Here is an 18,226-nt window from a genome sequence, read left to right on the forward strand (position 1 = left end):
GTGAGTAACATGTCGCTCGATTTTTCCCAGAATGAATTCCAGCCATTGGCCGCGCGGATGCGGCCAACCACGCTGGCGCAATACATCGGCCAGCAACACCTGCTGGCTGCCGGTAAGCCTTTGCCGCGCGCCATCGAGGCGGGGCAACTGCATTCGATGATTCTATGGGGGCCGCCGGGCACCGGGAAAACGACGCTGGCGGAGCTGATCGGCCGCTACGGCCAGGCGGACGTCGAGCGAATTTCCGCCGTGACATCGGGCATCAAAGAAATCCGTGAGGCGATTGAGCGGGCACGACAGAATCGTGACGCCGGTCGTCGCACCATTTTGTTTGTCGATGAAGTACACCGTTTCAACAAAAGCCAGCAGGATGCCTTTCTGCCGCACATTGAAGACGGCACCATTACCTTTATCGGCGCGACAACCGAAAACCCGTCCTTTGAGCTTAACTCGGCGCTGTTGTCCCGCGCCCGCGTGTATTTGCTGAAAGCGTTGACGGCAGAAGATATCAGCCAGGTGCTTGATCAGGCGATGCAGGACAACAGCCGGGGGTTTGGCGGCCAGAATATCGAGCTGCCGGAAGAGACCCGCCGCATGCTGTCGGAACTGGTGGGCGGCGATGCGCGCCGGGCGTTGAACAGCCTGGAGATGATGGCGGACATGGCGGAGATCGACGCCAAAGGCATTCGCGTGCTGACGCCGGAATTACTGAAAGAAGTCTCCGGCGAACGCAGCGCGCGCTTCGACAATAAAGGCGACCGTTTTTACGATCTTATTTCGGCGCTGCATAAATCGGTGCGAGGTTCCGCCCCGGATGCTGCGCTGTACTGGTATGCGCGTATTATTACCGCCGGAGGCGATCCGCTGTATGTGGCGCGCCGGCTGCTGGCCATTGCTTCGGAAGATGTCGGCAATGCCGATCCGCGCGGTATGCAGGTGGCGATCGCTGCCTGGGACTGCTTTACCCGCGTTGGTCCGGCCGAAGGTGAACGTGCGATTGCTCAAGCGATCGTTTACCTGGCCTGCGCGCCAAAAAGTAATGCCGTTTATACCGCCTTCAAAGCGGCGATGCGCGATGCTAAAGAGCGGGCGGATTATGATGTGCCCGAACATCTGCGCAATGCGCCAACCAAGCTGATGAAGGAAATGGGGCTGGGTGCAGAGTATCGTTACGCTCACGACGAACCCAATGCCTATGCCGCCGGCGAGGACTATTTCCCAGCTGAAATGGCCAGGACGCGTTACTATCATCCAACCTCACGCGGGCTGGAAGGTAAAATCGGCGAAAAGCTGGCATGGCTGGCTGAGCAGGATCAAAATAGCCAGACAAAACGCTACCGCTAGCGTTGCCGTTGCGGTAAGGTTAGCGGGTACCACTCTTCCTTTATGCGGCTTTTAAACCGCCGCATAAAACAACAAATTTTCTTTCAATAACAATAAGCACAGGATTAGCATGCTCGATCCCAATCTGCTGCGTAATGAGCTAGACGCAGTCGCCGTCAAACTGGCTCGCCGAGGCTTTAAACTCGATCTGGATCTGCTGCGTTCTCAAGAAGAGCGTCGCAAAGTTCTGCAGGTAGAAACTGAAATGCTGCAGGCAGAACGTAACTCCCGATCGAAATCCATCGGCGCGGCTAAAGCGCGCGGGGAAGACATTGAGCCGCTGCGTCGCGAAGTCAACGAGCTGGGTGACAAGCTGGATATTGCCAAGGCCGCTCTGGATCAGTTGCAGACTGAAATCCGCGATTATGCGTTGGCGATCCCGAACCTGCCGGATGATGCAGTGCCGGATGGCAAAGACGATAGCGATAACCAGGAAGTCAGCCGCTGGGGCGAGCCGCGCCAGTATGATTTTCAGGTACGCGATCATGTGGATCTGGGCGAAATGGCCGGTGGTCTGGACTTCGCCGCCGCCGTAAAACTGACCGGTTCACGCTTTGTGGTGATGAAAGGGCAAATCGCCCGCATGCACCGTGCGTTATCCCAGTTCATGCTGGATCTGCATACCGAACAGCACGGCTACCAGGAAACCTACGTGCCTTACCTGGTTAACCACGCCACGTTGTACGGTACCGGCCAGTTGCCGAAGTTTGGTGAAGATCTGTTCCACACCAAACCGCTGGAAGAGGAATCCGACAGCAGCAACTACGCGCTGATCCCAACTGCAGAAGTGCCGTTGACCAACCTGGTACGCGACGAGATCCTGGAAGAAGAATCACTGCCGCTGAAGATGACCGCGCATACGCCATGTTTCCGTGCCGAAGCCGGTTCTTATGGTCGCGATACCCGCGGTCTGATCCGCATGCACCAGTTCGACAAGGTCGAGATGGTGCAAATCGTCCGTCCGGAAGACTCCATGGCTACGCTGGAAGAGCTGACCGGTCATGCGGAGAAAGTGCTGCAGCTGCTGAACCTGCCGTACCGTAAAATGTTGCTGTGTACCGGCGACATGGGGGCAGGCTCATGCAAAACCTACGATCTGGAAGTGTGGCTGCCGGCGCAGAACACTTACCGTGAAATCTCATCTTGTTCCAACATGTGGGATTACCAGGCACGCCGCATGCAGGCTCGCTGCCGTAGCAAAACCGAGAAGAAGCCGCGCCTGGTGCATACGCTGAACGGTTCTGGTCTGGCAGTCGGTCGTACGCTGGTTGCCGTGCTGGAAAACTACCAGCTGGCCGATGGCCGTGTTCAGGTGCCGGAAGTATTACGTCCGTATATGGGCGGCCTGGAATATATCGGCTAACTTATTGCCAGTTCTATGAAAAGCGCCTGCGGGCGCTTTTTTTATAAGAAAATTATTATCCTTTTGTTCGAAAGGACTTTTTCTTTCATCTCCTTCCCCCGCTTTATTGATAGCAGACAAAGTTCACTACCCACTTCTGAGTAATATCCCTGTATAGAGGAGGGTTTTTACTCAAGCTCATCAGCAGACATCAGTTCTGTCTCCTCTGCTCGCCGCCTTGAGTCAAAGGCATGACGTTTATCAATACCAGGGTAAAACGTGGAGTGAGTTATGTCGGAAAACAAAGAAAACAGCCAAGTGTCTGCAGGCGTCAGCCGTCGCGCCTTGGTAAAGTCCGGCGGTATCGTCGGGCTGGCTATGGCCGTGGGGGGTATAGCCTTACCGTTTAGTCGCCGCGCATTGGCGGATTCAATCAGCGAAAGTGTGCAAAAAACCGCGCAGGATAAAGTGGTTTGGGGGGCTTGCTCGGTCAACTGCGGCAGCCGCTGCGCCTTGCGTTTGCACGTGCGTGATAACGAAGTCTATTGGGTCGAAACCGATAACACCGGACTGGACGCATATGGCGACCACCAGGTTCGGGCCTGTTTGCGTGGCCGTTCTATTCGCCGCCGCATGAATCATCCCGATCGTCTGAATTACCCGATGAAACGCGTTGGCAAGCGGGGTGAAGGCAAGTTCAAGCGCATCAGTTGGGAAGAAGCTTTTGATAGCATTGCCGACAACCTAAAACGCATCGTCGAACAGTACGGTAACGAAGCAGTATATATCAATTACACCTCGGGCATCGTCGGCGGCAACATTACCCGTTCGTCACCGAATGCGTCGCTGGTCGCTCGGCTGATGAACTGCTATGGCGGTTACCTCAGCCAGTATGGCACCTACAGCACAGCGCAAATCGCCTGCGCCATGCCCTATACCTATGGCAGCAACGAAGGCAACAGCACGTCTGACATCGAAAACAGCAAGCTGGTGGTGATGTTCGGTAACAACCCGGCGGAAACGCGGATGAGCGGCGGCGGCATTACCTATTATCTGGAGCAGGCGCGTGAACGTTCCCATGCGCGCATGATCGTTATCGATCCGCGTTACACCGATACGGCCGCCGGACGTGAGGACGAATGGATCCCTATTCGTCCCGGCACGGATGCGGCATTGGTTGCCGGGCTGGCGCATGTATTGATCAGCGAACAGTTGGTCGACCAACCGTTTCTGGATCGGTATTGCATCGGCTATGACGAAAAAACCTTGCCAGCCGATGCGCCGGTAAATGGGCATTATAAGGCTTACATTCTTGGGCAAGGTGAAGACGGCGTTGAAAAAACGCCGCAGTGGGCGGCGAAAATTACCGGCATTCCGGCCGAACGTATTATCAAACTGGCGCGGGAAATAGGCACGGCGAAACCAGCCTACATCTGCCAGGGCTGGGGGCCACAGCGACAGGCCAATGGCGAACTGACCTCGCGTGCAATCGCCATGCTGCCTATCCTGACCGGCAATGTTGGCATCAATGGCGGCAACAGCGGGGCGCGTGAATCAACCTACACCATTACTATTGAGCGGATGCCGGTATTGGCAAACCCGGTCAAAGCGCAAATCTCCTGTTTTAGCTGGACCGATGCCATAGTGCGCGGTCCGGAGATGACCGCCAAACGCGACGGGGTACGTGGGCAGGACAAACTGAATGTGCCGATCAAGTTCATCTGGAACTATGCCGGTAACACCATCACCAACCAGCATTCCGACATCAATAAAACCCACGATATTTTGCAGGACGAATCCCAGTGCGAAATGATCGTGGTGCTCGAAAACTTTATGACCTCGTCGGCCAAATATGCCGACATTTTACTGCCGGATCTGATGACCGTCGAACAGGAAGACATTATTCCCAACGACTATGCCGGCAACATGGGGTACCTGATCTTTATCCAGCCTGCAACCCCCGCCAAATTTGAACGCAAGGGCATCTATGAGGTGCTGAGTGAAGTGGCGCGTCGGCTGGGGCCTGAGGTGCATCAGAAGTTCACCGAAGGGCGTACCCAGGCACAATGGTTGCAACATTTGTACGCCAAAATGCAAGACAGGGATCCGCTGCTGCCGGGTTATGAAGAGTTGCGCAGTATGGGGATTTATAAGCGCAAAGATCCCAATGGGCATTTTGTCGCCTACAAAAAATTCCGTCAGGATCCCGAAGCGAATCCATTAAAAACGCCTTCCGGCAAAATAGAAATCTATTCCTCCAGGCTGGCTGAGATCGCCGACAGCTGGCAGTTGGAAAAAGATGAAACCATCAGCCCGTTGCCAATTTACGCCTCTACTTTTGAAGGTTGGGACGATCCTCTGCGCAACACTTACCCATTGCAAATGTTTGGCTTCCATTACAAGGCCCGTACCCACTCGACCTACGGCAACATCGATGTGTTGCAGGCGGCCTGTCGTCAGGAGGTGTGGATCAACCCACTGGACGCCCAGTCGCGCGGCATTATCGGCGGCGACAAGGTGCGGGTATTTAATGGGCGTGGCGAAGTGCGTGTCGAAGCCAAAGTGACGCCGCGGATCATGCCTGGCGTTGTCGCGATGGGGCAGGGAGCCTGGCATCAGGCCGATATGCGCGGTGACCGTGTCGACCATGGTGCCTGTATGAATACCCTGACCACCCACCGGCCTTCGCCGTTGGCCAAGGGTAATCCGCAGCATACCAACCTGATTCAAATCGAAAAGGTATAACCCTGCGTACTTGAAGCCGCATCTTTGTTGGCCGCCTGCGCTTACCCCAGTCACGTACTACCTGTACGCATCCTGGGGATGCGCTTAGTTGCCGCCGCGATGCAACTCCAACTACCTCGGGTGTAAGGGAGGACCAAATGACTCAGCAATATGGATTCTTTATCGATTCAAGTCGTTGCACTGGCTGCAAAACCTGCGAACTGGCCTGCAAAGACTATAAAAATTTGACGCCGGACGTCAGTTTCCGCCGCATCTATGAATATGCCGGAGGAGATTGGTTCCAGGATGGCGACGGCTGGCAACAAAATGTATTCGCTTATTATTTGTCGATTGCCTGCAACCACTGTGAAGATCCCGCCTGCACCAAAGTGTGTCCGACCGGCGCGATGCACAAGCGGGAAGACGGCTTTGTGGTGGTGAATGAAGAGGTGTGTATCGGCTGTCGCTACTGCCATATGGCCTGCCCATACGGCGCACCGCAGTACAATTCGACCAAGGGCCACATGACCAAGTGCGATGGCTGTTATAAGCGGGTAGCCGAAGGCCATAAACCTATCTGCGTGGAATCTTGTCCACTGCGGGCCCTGGATTTTGGCCCGATTGAGCAACTGCGGCAGCAGCATGGTTCTCTGGCGCAGGTGGCCCCCTTGCCGGCGGCGCATTTTACCCGACCGTGCCTGGTGGTAAAACCCAATGCCAACAGCCGCCCAAGTGGCGACACCACTGGCTATTTGGCCAATCCAAGGGAGGTTTGATATGGGCATGGGATGGCAAGAATGGCCGCTGATGTTGTTTACCGTATTGGGACAATGTGTGGTAGGGGGGGTTATCGTCATGGGGCTCACCATAATTGGCGGTAACCTGAACGAACAGCAGCGCAGGGCAGTTCACCGCGCGATGTTCTTCCTGTGGTTGTTGATGGGCATCGCTTTCATGGCTTCCACGCTGCACCTCGGTTCGCCGTGGCGGGCGTTCAACTCGTTGAACCGCATTGGCGCTTCGGCATTGAGTAACGAAATAGCCGCTGGCGCCTTGTTCTTCGCCGTCGGCGGTTGTTATTGGCTGTTGGCGGTATTGGGCAAAATACCGCCGTTATTGGGGCGCGTGTGGTTGTGGGTGACCATGGCACTGGGCCTGGTCTTTGTTTACATGATGACGCGGGTATATCAAATCGATACGGTGCCAACCTGGCATAACGGTTACACTACGCTGAGCTTTTTCCTGACGGTACCGATCGGGGGGCCGATGCTGGGCGTTTTGTTGCTGCGTTTTGCGGGGCTGGATGTTACAACCCGGCATTCACTGGCTACTCTGAGCGTGGTGGCGCTGTTGGTCAGTCTGGGGACCGTTATGATGCAAGGCTACGAACTGGCCAGCATCAGCAGTTCGGTACAGCAGGCATCAGCGCTGATCCCACAGTACGGCCAATTAATGGTTGGGCGTTTGGTGCTGGTGGTGCTGGGGTTAGGCTGCTGGATCTGCCCGCTGTTGCGCCGTGGTAACGCTAGCGTGATGGGAATGGCTTTAGGTTTGATTCTGGTTATCGCCGGTGAGCTGGTCGGGCGGGGCGTGTTCTACGGCCTGCATATGACCGTCGGCATGGCGGTGGCCGGTTAATATTGTAGTGAGGCGCAGTGATAAACTGCGCCCTTAAAAGGATCCTTGATTTATGACGCTTGAAAATATCGCTTTAACGGGGCGGGTGCTGGGTGTGTTGCTGTACGCGCCGCCAGAAAGTGAAGACGGCCAACAGCTGTTGGCAACCCTGTCTGAATCTGAGTGGGTCAAAGAGTGGCCGTACGGCGATGCTGATCGGTTACAGAAGGCGGCTGCGCTGATTGCGACCGGTATTGAAGATCAACAGGATGAATCCCTGGCGGAAGCTTACCAACGTCTGTTTGTGGGGCCTGATACCTTACCGGCGCCATTATGGGGTTCGGTGTATCTGGACAAAGAGAACGTGCTGTTTGGTCATTCGACCCTGCGGTTGCGCAAGTGGTTACGGGCCAACGGCATTGAAGCTCAGCACGATCGCAATGAGCCGGAAGATCATATTGGCACTTTGCTGATGATGGTGGCGTGGCTGGCCGAAGAACGTCAGGGCGGGTTGGTCGAGCAACTACTGACGAAACATTTGTTGCCATGGGCACCACGCTATCTGGAACTGCTGGAAGCCAATGCTCAGCATCCTTTCTATCAGGGACTGGCGCAATTAGCGCAAATCACCCTGGGTGCCTGGGGCGCGGAATGTACGACTGAAGTTGAATCTTTAGAACTGTATTTCTGATAAAAAATGAATGGCCGTCAGGTGCCTAAAATTGCAGGCGCCGGCGGCCACTCCGCCGTTAAATAGGCCGCGTAATACAAATTGTGCGGTATACATATAAGAGCTGATTGACTTTTTTATCGCCAGTGGCATGATGCGCGCACTCTCATTGCGCGTTCGGTTTCAATCTCACTATGTCCGCATACTCCCGCCCAGTGCTCCTGCTGCTCTGTGGCTTGTTGCTGCTCACGGTCTCTATCGCCGTATTGAATACGCTAGTCCCTCTTTGGTTGACTCATGCTCAGTTGTCAACCTGGCAGGTAGGAATGGTAAGTTCCTCTTACTTTACCGGCAATCTGGTCGGCACGCTGATTGCGGGCAAACTCATCCAGCGCATTGGTTTTACCCGCAGCTATCATCTTGCCTGTGTGGTATTCGCCGTGGCGACTGCCGGTATGGCATTGTCGCTCGATTTTTGGAGTTGGATGGGCTGGCGTTTCTTTGCTGGCATCGGCTGCGCCTGGATCTGGGTGATCGTCGAAAGCGCCTTGCTGCGGAGCGGTAATCTGTCTAACCGTGGGCAATTGCTGGCGGCTTATATGATGGTTTATTACCTAGGTACGGTTGTCGGCCAACTGCTGTTAAGTATGGTATCGACCGAACTGTTGAATGTGGTGCCATGGGTCACGGCCATCGTGCTCAGTGCCACGCTGCCGATGCTGTTTGCCCGGGTTAACAGTCGGCACGACGAACCCCAACAGGCTGCGGTTTGGCCAATGTTGAAGCGCCGTAGCGCGCGGTTGGGGATTAATGGCTGTGTCATTTCCGGCATTGTACTCGGCTCGCTATACGGCCTGATGCCGCTGTACCTGTCCCATCAGGGCATGAGTGACGCCAACGTGGGTTACTGGATGGCATTGCTGGTCAGCTCAGGCATTGTCGGGCAATGGCCGGTCGGGCGTCTGGCAGACCGCTATGGTCGTTTGCTGGTGCTGCGCATTCAGGTGTTTGTGGTGATCCTTGCCAGCATCGCCATGCTTGGCAACTATGCGATGGCACCGGCGTTGTTTATTCTCGGTTGTGCCGGGTTCACCTTATATCCGGTGGCGATGTCCTGGGCTTGTGAAAAGGCGTTGCCGCATGAGCTGGTGGCGATGAACCAGGCATTGTTGATGAGCTATACCATTGGCAGTCTGCTTGGCCCGTCGATGACGGCGCTGCTGATGCAAAATTATTCCGACCGCCTGCTGTTTGTGATGATTGCCGCCGTTGCCCTGGTCTATCTGATGATGCTGCTGAGAAAGCCGGATCGTCACCACACTCCGTTGGCTGCCGCCTGAGCATAAAAAACCCGGCCATCGTGTGCCGGGTTTTTTTGTTGTAGCTAACGGGCTCAGTAAATGACTTTGTGGCCGTAGCTTTCCAGAATGCTTTTCACGCGATCCATGGTTTCCGCTTTCGGCGGATGGACGCCGTCCAGCTTGTACTCTTCACCCATCGCCACCCATTTGTGCTTACCCAGTTCGTGATAGGGCAGCAGTTCGATTTTCTCGATGTTGGTCATGTCTTTGGTGAACTCGCCCAGCATATGCGTCGACTTGTCATCGTCTGACCAGCCCGGCACTACCACATAACGGATCCAGGTGCGTTGATTACGTTTCGCCAGATAGCGGGCGAAATCCAGCGTGCGGTGGTTGGAAACGCCGACCAGATTCTGATGAATGTCGTCGTTCATCTGTTTGAGATCCAGCATCACCAAATCGGTGGCATCCAGCAGCTCATCGATCACCGGATCGTAGCGGCGCACAAAACCGTTGGTGTCCAGACAGGTATTGATCCCTTCTTCATGGCAGGCGCGGAACCAATCGCGGACGAATTCTGCCTGCAGTATGGCTTCACCACCGGAGGCCGTTACGCCACCGCCGGAGGCATTCATAAAGTGACGATAAGAGACGGCATCTTTCATCAACTCTTCAACGGTCACTTCTTTCCCGCCGTGGGTATCCCAGGTGTCACGGTTATGGCAATACAGGCAGCGCATCAGGCAGCCCTGGAAGAAGACGATAAAGCGGATCCCCGGACCGTCTACGGTGCCACAGGATTCGAAGGAGTGGATGCGACCTTTCACTGACATTGCGGGGTTTTCTCCAATATTGACTGTCAAACGCAGTCTAAAAGTAGGCTCATAACCGCCAGCCAGGGATCAGCGATGCAGCAACCGGGCTAGGCCGGACGACTGGGGTGAAACGATGCCTGTTGGCCGGTTATTACGCCGGATAACTGTTTTGCCGGATATCCACCAATTCCATTCAGTATAGCTATCTGGCAAAACAGACTCTGAGTGAGTCAGGGTAGTGCATTTGCTAAAAAGGCCGGAAAGATCCGGCCCCGAATTTCAGCTTGACTACCGGGCGGGAAACCCCGCCCGGATGGGGCAATTACATCGACTGAGTGAAAGTACGAGTAATGACGTCTTGCTGTTGTTCTTTGGTCAGCGAGTTGAAGCGAACGGCATAACCAGATACGCGGATGGTCAGCTGAGGGTATTTCTCAGGGTTTTCCATCGCGTCCAGCAGCATTTCACGGTTCATCACGTTAACGTTCAGGTGTTGACCACCTTCGATAGACGCTTCGTGGTGGAAGTAACCGTCCATCAGACCCGCCAGGTTGGCTTTACGCACGTCGTCGTCTTTACCCAGCGCGTTTGGCACGATGGAGAAGGTGTAGGAGATCCCGTCTTTCGCGTAAGCAAACGGCAGTTTGGCTACGGAGGTCAAGGAGGCTACAGCACCTTTCTGGTCGCGACCGTGCATTGGGTTAGCACCTGGACCGAATGGCGCACCAGCGCGGCGACCGTCTGGAGTGTTACCGGTTTTCTTGCCGTAGACCACGTTAGAAGTGATGGTCAGTACGGACTGAGTCGGTACCGCATTACGGTAGGTACGCAGTTTCTGAATTTTCTTCATGAAACGTTCTACCAGGTCACAGGCGATGTCATCAACGCGAGCATCGTTGTTACCGAACTGCGGATATTCACCTTCGATTTTGAAGTCGATAGCCAGACCGTCTTCGTCACGGATGGTGGAGACTTTAGCGTACTTGATGGCGGACAGGGAGTCAGCCGCAACCGACAGACCGGCGATGCCGCAGGCCATGGTGCGATAAACGTCACGGTCGTGCAGTGCCATCAGCGCAGCTTCATAGCTGTACTTGTCGTGCATGTAGTGAATGATGTTCAGCGCGGTCACGTACTGTTTGGCCAGCCAATCCATAAAGTGGTCCATGCGTTCCATGACTTTGTCATAGTCCAGCACGGTGTCCATCATTGGCGCTTCTTTCGGGCCTACCTGCATTTTCAGTTTTTCATCAACGCCGCCGTTGATTGCGTACAACATGGTTTTCGCCAGGTTGGCACGGGCACCGAAGAACTGCATTTGTTTACCGACAATCATCGGGCTGACGCAACAGGCGATGGCATAGTCATCGTTGTTGAAGTCTGGGCGCATCAGGTCGTCATTTTCATACTGTACGGAAGAGGTGTCGATAGACACTTTCGCCGCGTATTTTTTGAAGTTCAGAGGCAGTTTTTCAGACCACAGGATGGTCATGTTTGGTTCCGGAGACGGCCCCATGGTGTACAGGGTGTTCAGGAAGCGGAAGCTGTTTTTGGTTACCAGAGTACGGCCGTCAACGCCCATACCTGCCAGGGACTCGGTCGCCCAGATTGGGTCACCGGAGAACAGCTCATCATACTCAGGGGTACGCAGGAAGCGCACCATACGCAGTTTCATTACCAGGTGGTCAATCAGTTCCTGCGCTTGTTCTTCAGTCAGTTTGCCTGCATCGATGTCGCGTTGAATGAACACGTCAAGGAAGGTAGACACGCGGCCGAAGGACATTGCTGCGCCGTTCTGAGATTTCACCGCGGCCAGGTAGCCGAAGTAAGTCCACTGTACAGCTTCTTGTGCGGTGGTAGCAGGACCGGAGATATCGCAGCCGTATTTGGCAGCCATTTCTTTGATCTGACCCAGAGCGCGATGCTGTTCAGCAATTTCTTCACGCAGCTGGATGGTCATTTCCAGATCTTCGCCGTTTTCCAGCTTGGTCTGCAGTGACTTGAACTGGTTCAGTTTGTCGGCCATCAGGAAATCGATGCCGTACAGGGCTACGCGGCGGTAGTCACCGATGATACGACCACGGCCGTATGCATCTGGCAGACCGGTCAGCACGCCGGATTTACGGCAGTTCAGGATGTCTTTGGTGTAAACATCGAATACGCCCTGGTTGTGGGTTTTGCGGTATTCGGTGAACACTTTTTTCAGCTGTGGATCCAGTTCGCGGCCATAGACCTTACAAGAACCTTCGACCATTTTGATGCCGCCGAATGGGATCAGCGCGCGTTTCAGAGGGGCGTCAGTCTGCAGACCTACGATGGTTTCCAGCTCTTTAGCGATGTAGCCTGCGTCATGGGAAGTGATGGTCGCGGCAACGTTGGTGTCGAAATCAACTGGCGCATGGGTGCGGTTTTCCAGTTTGATCCCTTCCATAACCTTTTCCCACAGGGTGGAGGTGGCCTGAGTTGCGCCAGCCAGGAAGGATTCATCACCCTCGTAAGGAGTGTAGTTTTTCTGGATGAAGTCACGAACGTTGACTTCGTTCTGCCAGTCACCTTTGCTGAAACCTTCCCAAGCTTTGGCTAACTTCTCGTTAAGTTCGGTCATTATACACCTACCTTTAATTGTGGAGTTCTAACTCGGCGCGCGATAACTAACAGCTTAGTGCTGTTGTTCACCACCGCGCAGATAAATTACCCAGTAAGTCAACCCAACCAGTAAACCGCCGCCAATGATGTTGCCAATGGTGACTGGGATCAGATTGTCGATGATAAAGTTGCTTACGGTCAGATGAGCAAACTGCTCGGGTGCTGCCCCTATGGCTTGCCAGAATTCCGGCGTGGCGAAGTTTTTAACCACGATACCCATAGGGATCATAAACATGTTGGCGATGCTGTGTTCGAAACCGCTGGCGACGAACATGCCGACCGGCAGGATCATGGCGAACATTTTGTCCATCAGGCTGCGGCCTGAGTAGCTCATCCACACGGCCAGGCAAACCATCAGGTTAGCCAGGATGCCGAGGCAGACGGCCTCAACAAAGGTGTGATGCAGCTTGTGGTCAGCGGTTTGCAGGACGTTCAGTCCCCATTGGCCGTTGGCCACCATGTGTTCGCCGGAGAACCAGATGAGCGCGACGAAGAACAGGGCGCCGATCAGGTTGCCGATATAGACATTTAGCCAGTTGGCAGCCAACTGGTACCAGCTGATGCGGCCGCTGGCTTTGGCGATGACAATCAGCACGGTGGAAGTGAACAGGTCGGCGCCTGAAACCACGACCAGCATTAACCCCAGAGAGAAGCAGATGCCGCCGACCAGTTTTGCCAGGCCGAAAGGCACACCGGCAGTGCCGGTAGTCGCAGTGATATAAAATACGAATGCGATTGAAATAAAGACGCCGGCAGTGATCGCCAAATAAAACGTTTTCAGCGGGTGCTTGGTGGCTTTATACACACCTGCATCTTCAGCGATTTTCGCCGTTGCTGCAGGTAATATCAGATCGAAGGGGTTGTCAGCTTTCACACTAACTCTCGCTTTTAAGGGTTAAAACAACGCAATGAGATACTAGCAAAGCAGTATAGGGTAAAAATTGATTTGGATCATAAGGCGGGAAACTAAAACGGCCAAAAACAAGATAAATCGCAAGGTTTATTTGGTTAATTTATTGATTTTTAAATAAAAACATTTTTTTAATGTTTGCAAATAATTTTGAATTTGCGACCGCGCCAACCTTGAATAGGTTAAATTTTAGCGCATTTTGTCACTTTCAGAGCGGCAAGGTTTAATTATCGGTTAATTATTATTTTACCGGTCCGTAACAACTGCTGTTTTATTTATCTTGTTTACCGTTAAGTGCGTAATTAGGCAAAAAAATAAAACAAAAAAAACGGCTATTTAACCGTCAAATAATTCTTTGTTATTTTTTCTATCTTGGTGTTGCGCCGGCAGAAGGCCGCCGGCGCACAGATACTGAGATTATGCCTGCGCCCAATGGCGACGCTTGGCGGTCTGCAGTTTTTCATAGGCCGCTAGCAGCGCCTGATGTGCCGGTAAGGCTTTCAGATCGCTATCGACAGTGAACAGGCCGTTAAAGCGTTCTTCACCGCTGATGGCCGCAGAGGCGGCATCCACCGTTTCCTGGCCGTACATCTTCACGAAGGCGGAATAGTATTGCGCCGGATCGCGTTCAGGCTCCTGTGTCAGCAGCAGCAGGGTTTGCAAACAACGGTAGTAGTTGCTGCGCGCCGGGCTCAATACGGAAGAGTTGAAGTCCTGTGTCCATTCGGCCCAGATCAGCGCCTGATCCAGATCGCCGCCGGCCAGCGCCAGCATTGACTTCAACTCGCCTATACGCAGGGTAGACCAGGCGTTGTCTTTGCCGGAAGCAATCCCCAGCAGCTCGCGCACGCGGGTGAAGTCGTCCAGGCCTTCGTCGTCCAGGCGCTCTAACAGCGCCAGATACTCTTGCGGCTCCCACTCGCTGCCCGGCAGCGCCAGCAACGTATCGCGCAGGTGCGCCCCCATGCTGTTGTTGGCCAGCAGCAGGTCTTCCGCCGGGTAGATGTCGGACATGCCCGGTACGATGATGCGGCAGGCGTAGACATCCAAATGTTCATAGTCGGCGATATACACTTCAGCGCCTTCTTTGTCGAAGATGCTCATCAGCGTCGCGAATTCTTCCTGCGTGCTGCCGCTGAAGCTCCAGTCGACAAACGGGTAATCTGCGTCCTGTTTGAACATATCCCAGGAGATCAAACCGCTGGAGTCGATAAAGTGGGTTTCCAGGTTAGTGTGCTCCGCCACTTCTTCGTCGTCGAAGGTCGGTGCGGTGAACACGTCCAGATCTTTCAGGCTACGGCCCTGCAGCAGCTCAGTGACGGTACGCTCAAGCGCCACGCCGAAATCAGGATGGGCACCGAACGAGGCAAAACAGGTGCCGTTAGCCGGGTTAAACAGCACCACGCAGATCACCGGATAATTACCGCCCAGCGACGCGTCGTAAGACAGGATCGGGAAGCCTTCTTCTTCAAGCTTGGCGATGGCTTCTACCACGCCAGGATTGCGGTTCAGCACCTCGGCCGGGATCTCTGGCAGGCTGATGGATTCGGCGATGATGCGATTTTTCACATAACGCTCAAACACTTCGGACAGGCCTTGTACGCGCGCTTCGTTGGCGGTATTACCCGCGGACATGCCGTTGGAAACGTACAGGTTACCGATGATGTTCATCGGAATGTAAACGGTCTGCTGGTCAGACTGGCGAGAGAACGGCAGGGCGCAAATGCCGCGATCACCATTACCGGACTGCAGATCGATCAGATCGCTTGCGTTGACTTCCTGATCCGGATTGTAGAAAGCATGCAGACGCTCATCGAGAATACCGGCCGGCAGCGAGTCATCGGCTGGGATCGGGAACCACTTCTCGTTCGGGTAATGCACGAAGTCACCTTCGGCAATCTGTTTCCCCAGATAGAAGTCGGCAAAGAAGTAGTTGGTGGAAAGGCGTTCGAAGTATTCGCCCAAAGCGGAGGCCAGAGCAGCTTTTTTGCTGGCGCCTTTGCCGTTGGTGAAGCACAGCGGGCAATCGCGATCGCGGATATGAACCGACCATACATGAGGTACCGGATTCAGCCAGGAGGCCTCTTCGATATTAAAACCCAGGTCGCTTAATTTCTGTTGGAAACGGGCGATAGAGTCTTCCAGCGCGGCGTCTTTGCCAGGGATAAAAGTTTGCGTCATTGTCTTCACTTTTTGAGCGTACTAAAAACGCGCAATGATACGGGGTTTTACGCTCAAGCTCCATGTATTCCTAAAGCGGTGGCAAAGTCACAGTTTTTTTAGGGATAAGGGCCATAATTCAGCGGGTTATCTATCATGGAGAAACGCAATGAAATCAGTGAAACTGAGCGCCGTGGCGCTACTGTTGGCGGGGGCGAGCGGTTCGGCGTTGGCTTTGCCTACCATTACCTTGTTGGCGACCGGCGGCACCATTGCCGGCGGTGGCGAATCGGCGACGAAATCCAACTATACGGCGGGGAAACTGGGCGTTGACGCTTTAGTGAGTGCTGTGCCTGAGCTAAAAAACCTCGCCAACGTGCAGGGCGAGCAGGTGGTGAACATCGGGTCGCAGGACATGAACGATGAGGTGTGGCTGAAGCTGGCGAAGAAAATCAACGCCGACTGCGCTAAAACGGATGGCTTTGTCGTTACCCACGGCACAGATACGCTGGAAGAGACCGCCTATTTTCTGGATCTCACGGTTAAATGTGACAAACCGGTGGTGATCGTCGGGGCAATGCGCCCGGCAACGGCGATGAGCGCTGATGGTCCGTTCAATCTGTACAACGCAGTGGTGACGGCGGCAGATCCGCAATCGGCGAAACGCGGGGTGTTGGTGGCGATGAACGACAGCGTGTTGGATGCACGCGATGTGACAAAAACCAATACTACGTCGGTGCAGACTTTCCAGTCGCCTAACTTCGGCCCGCTTGGTTACATCCACAACGGCAAGGTTGATTACCAGCGTGCGCCGCAGCGCAAGCACACCACCGAGACCCCGTTTGACGTGTCTAACCTGACAGCGTTGCCGAAGGTAGGCATTATCTACAATTACGCCAATGCTTCCGATGCCCCTGCGAAGGCTTTGATCGCCGAAGGGTATCAAGGCATCGTCAGTGCCGGGGTCGGTAACGGCAACCTTTATAAAACGGTGTTCGATACGCTGGCGACGGCCGCACATAACGGTGTCGCCGTGGTGCGTTCTTCCAGAGTGCCCACCGGCTCCACCACCGAAGACGCTGAAGTGGATGACGCGAAGTTCGGCTTTGTCGCCTCCGGTACGCTGAACCCGCAGAAGGCGCGGATCCTGCTTCAACTGGCGTTGACGCAGACTAAGGACGCCAAACAGATCCAGCAGATGTTCAATCAATACTGAGTGCATTTTCCTCATTCGGGGGCCCTGGAGCCCCCTAGCCATGTTGGCTGAATACAGCATAAAAAACCGCGTTAACCCACTGAATTGGCCACCTTCACAGCGTTTTATTGCAGAAAATACCGGTGATTTGGCAGAGCCTGTTATCGTCACGTTCAAGGCTTTCCCGGCATCGGGCGAATAACCATTGCAGGCGGGGGGCGTGAGTGATAAAACCGATGGGTTACTTCGGGCGTATTTCGGTAGGCCAGTATCATTGGCGAATAGTGAATGTGGTGAGGGGAAATGACTCAGGTTTATAATTTTAGCTCTGGCCCGGCAATGCTGCCGGTTGAAGTGTTGCGTCGTGCAGAACAGGAGCTGTGCAACTGGCACGGCCTCGGTACCTCGGTGATGGAAATTAGCCATCGCAGTAAAGAGTTTATCGAAGTTGCCCAGCAGTCCGAGCAGGATCTGCGCGATCTGCTGAAGATCCCCTCCAATTATAAAGTGCTGTTCTGCCACGGTGGCGCTCGCGCACAGTTTGCTGCGTTGCCGTTGAACCTGCTGGGTGACAAAACCACCGCGGACTATATCGACGGCGGTTATTGGGCGCACAGCGCCATCACCGAAGCGCAAAAATACTGCTCGCCAAACACCATTGACGTGAAAACCAACGTCGACGGCCTGCTCGGCATCAAACCGATGAAAGAGTGGCAGTTAAGCGATGACGCGGCCTATGTCCACTATTGCCCGAATGAAACCATCGACGGCGTAGCTATCGATGAGTTACCTGACTTTGGCGATAAAGTGGTGATTGGCGATTACTCCTCCACCATTCTGTCGGGTCCGCTGGACGTCAGCCGTTTCGGCGTAATTTACGCCGGTGCGCAGAAAAACATTGGGCCGGCCGGCCTGACCCTGGTGATCGTACGTGAAGATCTGCTGGGCAAAGCGCGTCGCGAAGTCCCGTCCATCCTCGATTACACCGTGCTGGCCGAAAACGATTCCATGTTCAACACGCCGCCGACCTTTGCCTGGTACCTGTCCGGCCTGGTGTTCAAATGGCTGAAAGAGCAGGGCGGCCTGGTAGAGATGCACAAACGCAATCAGGCCAAGGCCGAATTGCTGTACGCGACCATCGACAGCTCTGACTTCTACCGTAGCCGGGTGGCGCATGCCAACCGCTCCTGGATGAACGTGCCGTTCCAACTGGCGGATTCTGCGCTGGATAAAGTCTTCCTCAGCGAAGCAGAAGCCATTGGCCTGCAGGCGTTAAAAGGTCACCGGGTGGTTGGCGGCATGCGTGCTTCTATTTACAATGCAATGCCGTTGGCCGGGGTGAAGACCTTAACCGACTTTATGGTCGACTTCGAACGTCGTCACGGTTAAGTCCGGCGCCTGCCGTGAGCAGGTAGCCTTCGCTGTTGTCCTTTTGCGTTAAAGCGGCTCCGGCATTATCCCGG

General features: G+C 54.5%; 13 protein-coding genes. 9 read left to right on the forward strand and 4 right to left on the reverse strand.

Annotation, left to right across the window (positions count from 1 at the left end):
- From H0S68_RS08285 to H0S68_RS08315, 7 genes are all read left to right on the forward strand, one after another.
- Positions 1-1,344 (forward strand): replication-associated recombination protein A, encoded by a 1,344-nt coding sequence (locus H0S68_RS08285; RefSeq protein WP_041414384.1) that lies wholly within the window; start codon positions 1-3, stop codon positions 1,342-1,344.
- 109 nt (positions 1,345-1,453) lie between these two features.
- Positions 1,454-2,746, forward strand: coding sequence for a serine--tRNA ligase (serS, locus tag H0S68_RS08290; protein ID WP_020826116.1), 1,293 nt, complete (start codon positions 1,454-1,456; stop codon positions 2,744-2,746).
- Positions 2,747-3,016: 270 nt separating this feature from the next.
- Complete coding sequence (gene ynfE / locus H0S68_RS08295; RefSeq protein ID WP_198639828.1) at positions 3,017-5,470, forward strand: selenate/tellurate reductase subunit YnfE; 2,454 nt, start codon at positions 3,017-3,019, stop codon at positions 5,468-5,470.
- A 137-nt stretch (positions 5,471-5,607) separates the two neighbouring features.
- On the forward strand, positions 5,608-6,225 hold the full coding sequence (locus H0S68_RS08300; RefSeq protein WP_259216743.1) for a DMSO/selenate family reductase complex B subunit: 618 nt from the start codon (positions 5,608-5,610) through the stop codon (positions 6,223-6,225).
- A 1-nt stretch (position 6,226) separates the two neighbouring features.
- Positions 6,227-7,087, forward strand: coding sequence for a dimethyl sulfoxide reductase anchor subunit family protein (locus H0S68_RS08305; protein WP_259216744.1), 861 nt, complete (start codon positions 6,227-6,229; stop codon positions 7,085-7,087).
- 52 nt (positions 7,088-7,139) lie between these two features.
- Positions 7,140-7,757, forward strand: a complete 618-nt coding sequence (gene dmsD / locus H0S68_RS08310) for a Tat proofreading chaperone DmsD (protein ID WP_259216746.1) — start codon at positions 7,140-7,142, stop codon at positions 7,755-7,757.
- 173 nt (positions 7,758-7,930) lie between these two features.
- Complete coding sequence (locus H0S68_RS08315) at positions 7,931-9,076, forward strand: MFS transporter (protein WP_122078121.1); 1,146 nt, start codon at positions 7,931-7,933, stop codon at positions 9,074-9,076.
- A 53-nt stretch (positions 9,077-9,129) separates the two neighbouring features.
- Here H0S68_RS08315 and pflA read toward each other — a convergent pair whose 3' ends face one another.
- From pflA to ycaO, 4 genes are all read right to left on the reverse strand, one after another.
- Complete coding sequence (gene pflA, locus H0S68_RS08320; RefSeq protein ID WP_020826121.1) at positions 9,130-9,870, reverse strand: pyruvate formate lyase 1-activating protein; 741 nt, start codon at positions 9,868-9,870, stop codon at positions 9,130-9,132.
- A gap of 304 nt (positions 9,871-10,174) precedes the next feature.
- Entirely contained in the window at positions 10,175-12,457 is a 2,283-nt protein-coding gene (gene pflB, locus H0S68_RS08325) for a formate C-acetyltransferase (RefSeq protein ID WP_020826122.1), read from the reverse strand.
- Between the two features lie 54 nt (positions 12,458-12,511).
- Positions 12,512-13,372, reverse strand: coding sequence for a formate transporter FocA (gene focA, locus H0S68_RS08330; protein WP_020826123.1), 861 nt, complete (start codon positions 13,370-13,372; stop codon positions 12,512-12,514).
- Positions 13,373-13,825: 453 nt separating this feature from the next.
- Positions 13,826-15,589, reverse strand: coding sequence for a 30S ribosomal protein S12 methylthiotransferase accessory factor YcaO (gene ycaO / locus H0S68_RS08335; protein ID WP_410529306.1), 1,764 nt, complete (start codon positions 15,587-15,589; stop codon positions 13,826-13,828).
- A gap of 148 nt (positions 15,590-15,737) precedes the next feature.
- Here ycaO and ansB point away from each other — a divergent pair, with 148 nt between their 5' ends.
- On the forward strand, positions 15,738-16,784 hold the full coding sequence (gene ansB / locus H0S68_RS08340) for an L-asparaginase 2 (RefSeq protein ID WP_020826125.1): 1,047 nt from the start codon (positions 15,738-15,740) through the stop codon (positions 16,782-16,784).
- Between the two features lie 282 nt (positions 16,785-17,066).
- Entirely contained in the window at positions 17,067-18,152 is a 1,086-nt protein-coding gene (gene serC, locus H0S68_RS08345) for a 3-phosphoserine/phosphohydroxythreonine transaminase (protein ID WP_020826127.1), read from the forward strand.
- Positions 18,153-18,226 lie beyond the last annotated feature (74 nt).

It is taken from the genome of Serratia sp. AXJ-M (assembly GCF_046531865.1).
Taxonomy (GTDB): domain Bacteria; phylum Pseudomonadota; class Gammaproteobacteria; order Enterobacterales; family Enterobacteriaceae; genus Serratia; species Serratia liquefaciens.

Bases quoted from the DNA above. Each gene is read 5' to 3' on its own strand.
- serS (WP_020826116.1), top strand. From the start codon at position 1,454: ATGCTCGATCCCAATCTGCTGCGTAATGAGCTAGACGCAGTCGCCGTC.
- ynfE (WP_198639828.1), top strand. From the start codon at position 3,017: ATGTCGGAAAACAAAGAAAACAGCCAAGTGTCTGCAGGCGTCAGCCGT.
- H0S68_RS08300 (WP_259216743.1), top strand. From the start codon at position 5,608: ATGACTCAGCAATATGGATTCTTTATCGATTCAAGTCGTTGCACTGGC.
- H0S68_RS08305 (WP_259216744.1), top strand. From the start codon at position 6,227: ATGGGCATGGGATGGCAAGAATGGCCGCTGATGTTGTTTACCGTATTG.
- dmsD (WP_259216746.1), top strand. From the start codon at position 7,140: ATGACGCTTGAAAATATCGCTTTAACGGGGCGGGTGCTGGGTGTGTTG.
- H0S68_RS08315 (WP_122078121.1), top strand. From the start codon at position 7,931: ATGTCCGCATACTCCCGCCCAGTGCTCCTGCTGCTCTGTGGCTTGTTG.
- pflA (WP_020826121.1), bottom strand. From the start codon at position 9,870: ATGTCAGTGAAAGGTCGCATCCACTCCTTCGAATCCTGTGGCACCGTA.
- pflB (WP_020826122.1), bottom strand. From the start codon at position 12,457: ATGACCGAACTTAACGAGAAGTTAGCCAAAGCTTGGGAAGGTTTCAGC.
- ycaO (WP_410529306.1), bottom strand. From the start codon at position 15,589: ATGACGCAAACTTTTATCCCTGGCAAAGACGCCGCGCTGGAAGACTCT.
- ansB (WP_020826125.1), top strand. From the start codon at position 15,738: ATGAAATCAGTGAAACTGAGCGCCGTGGCGCTACTGTTGGCGGGGGCG.
- serC (WP_020826127.1), top strand. From the start codon at position 17,067: ATGACTCAGGTTTATAATTTTAGCTCTGGCCCGGCAATGCTGCCGGTT.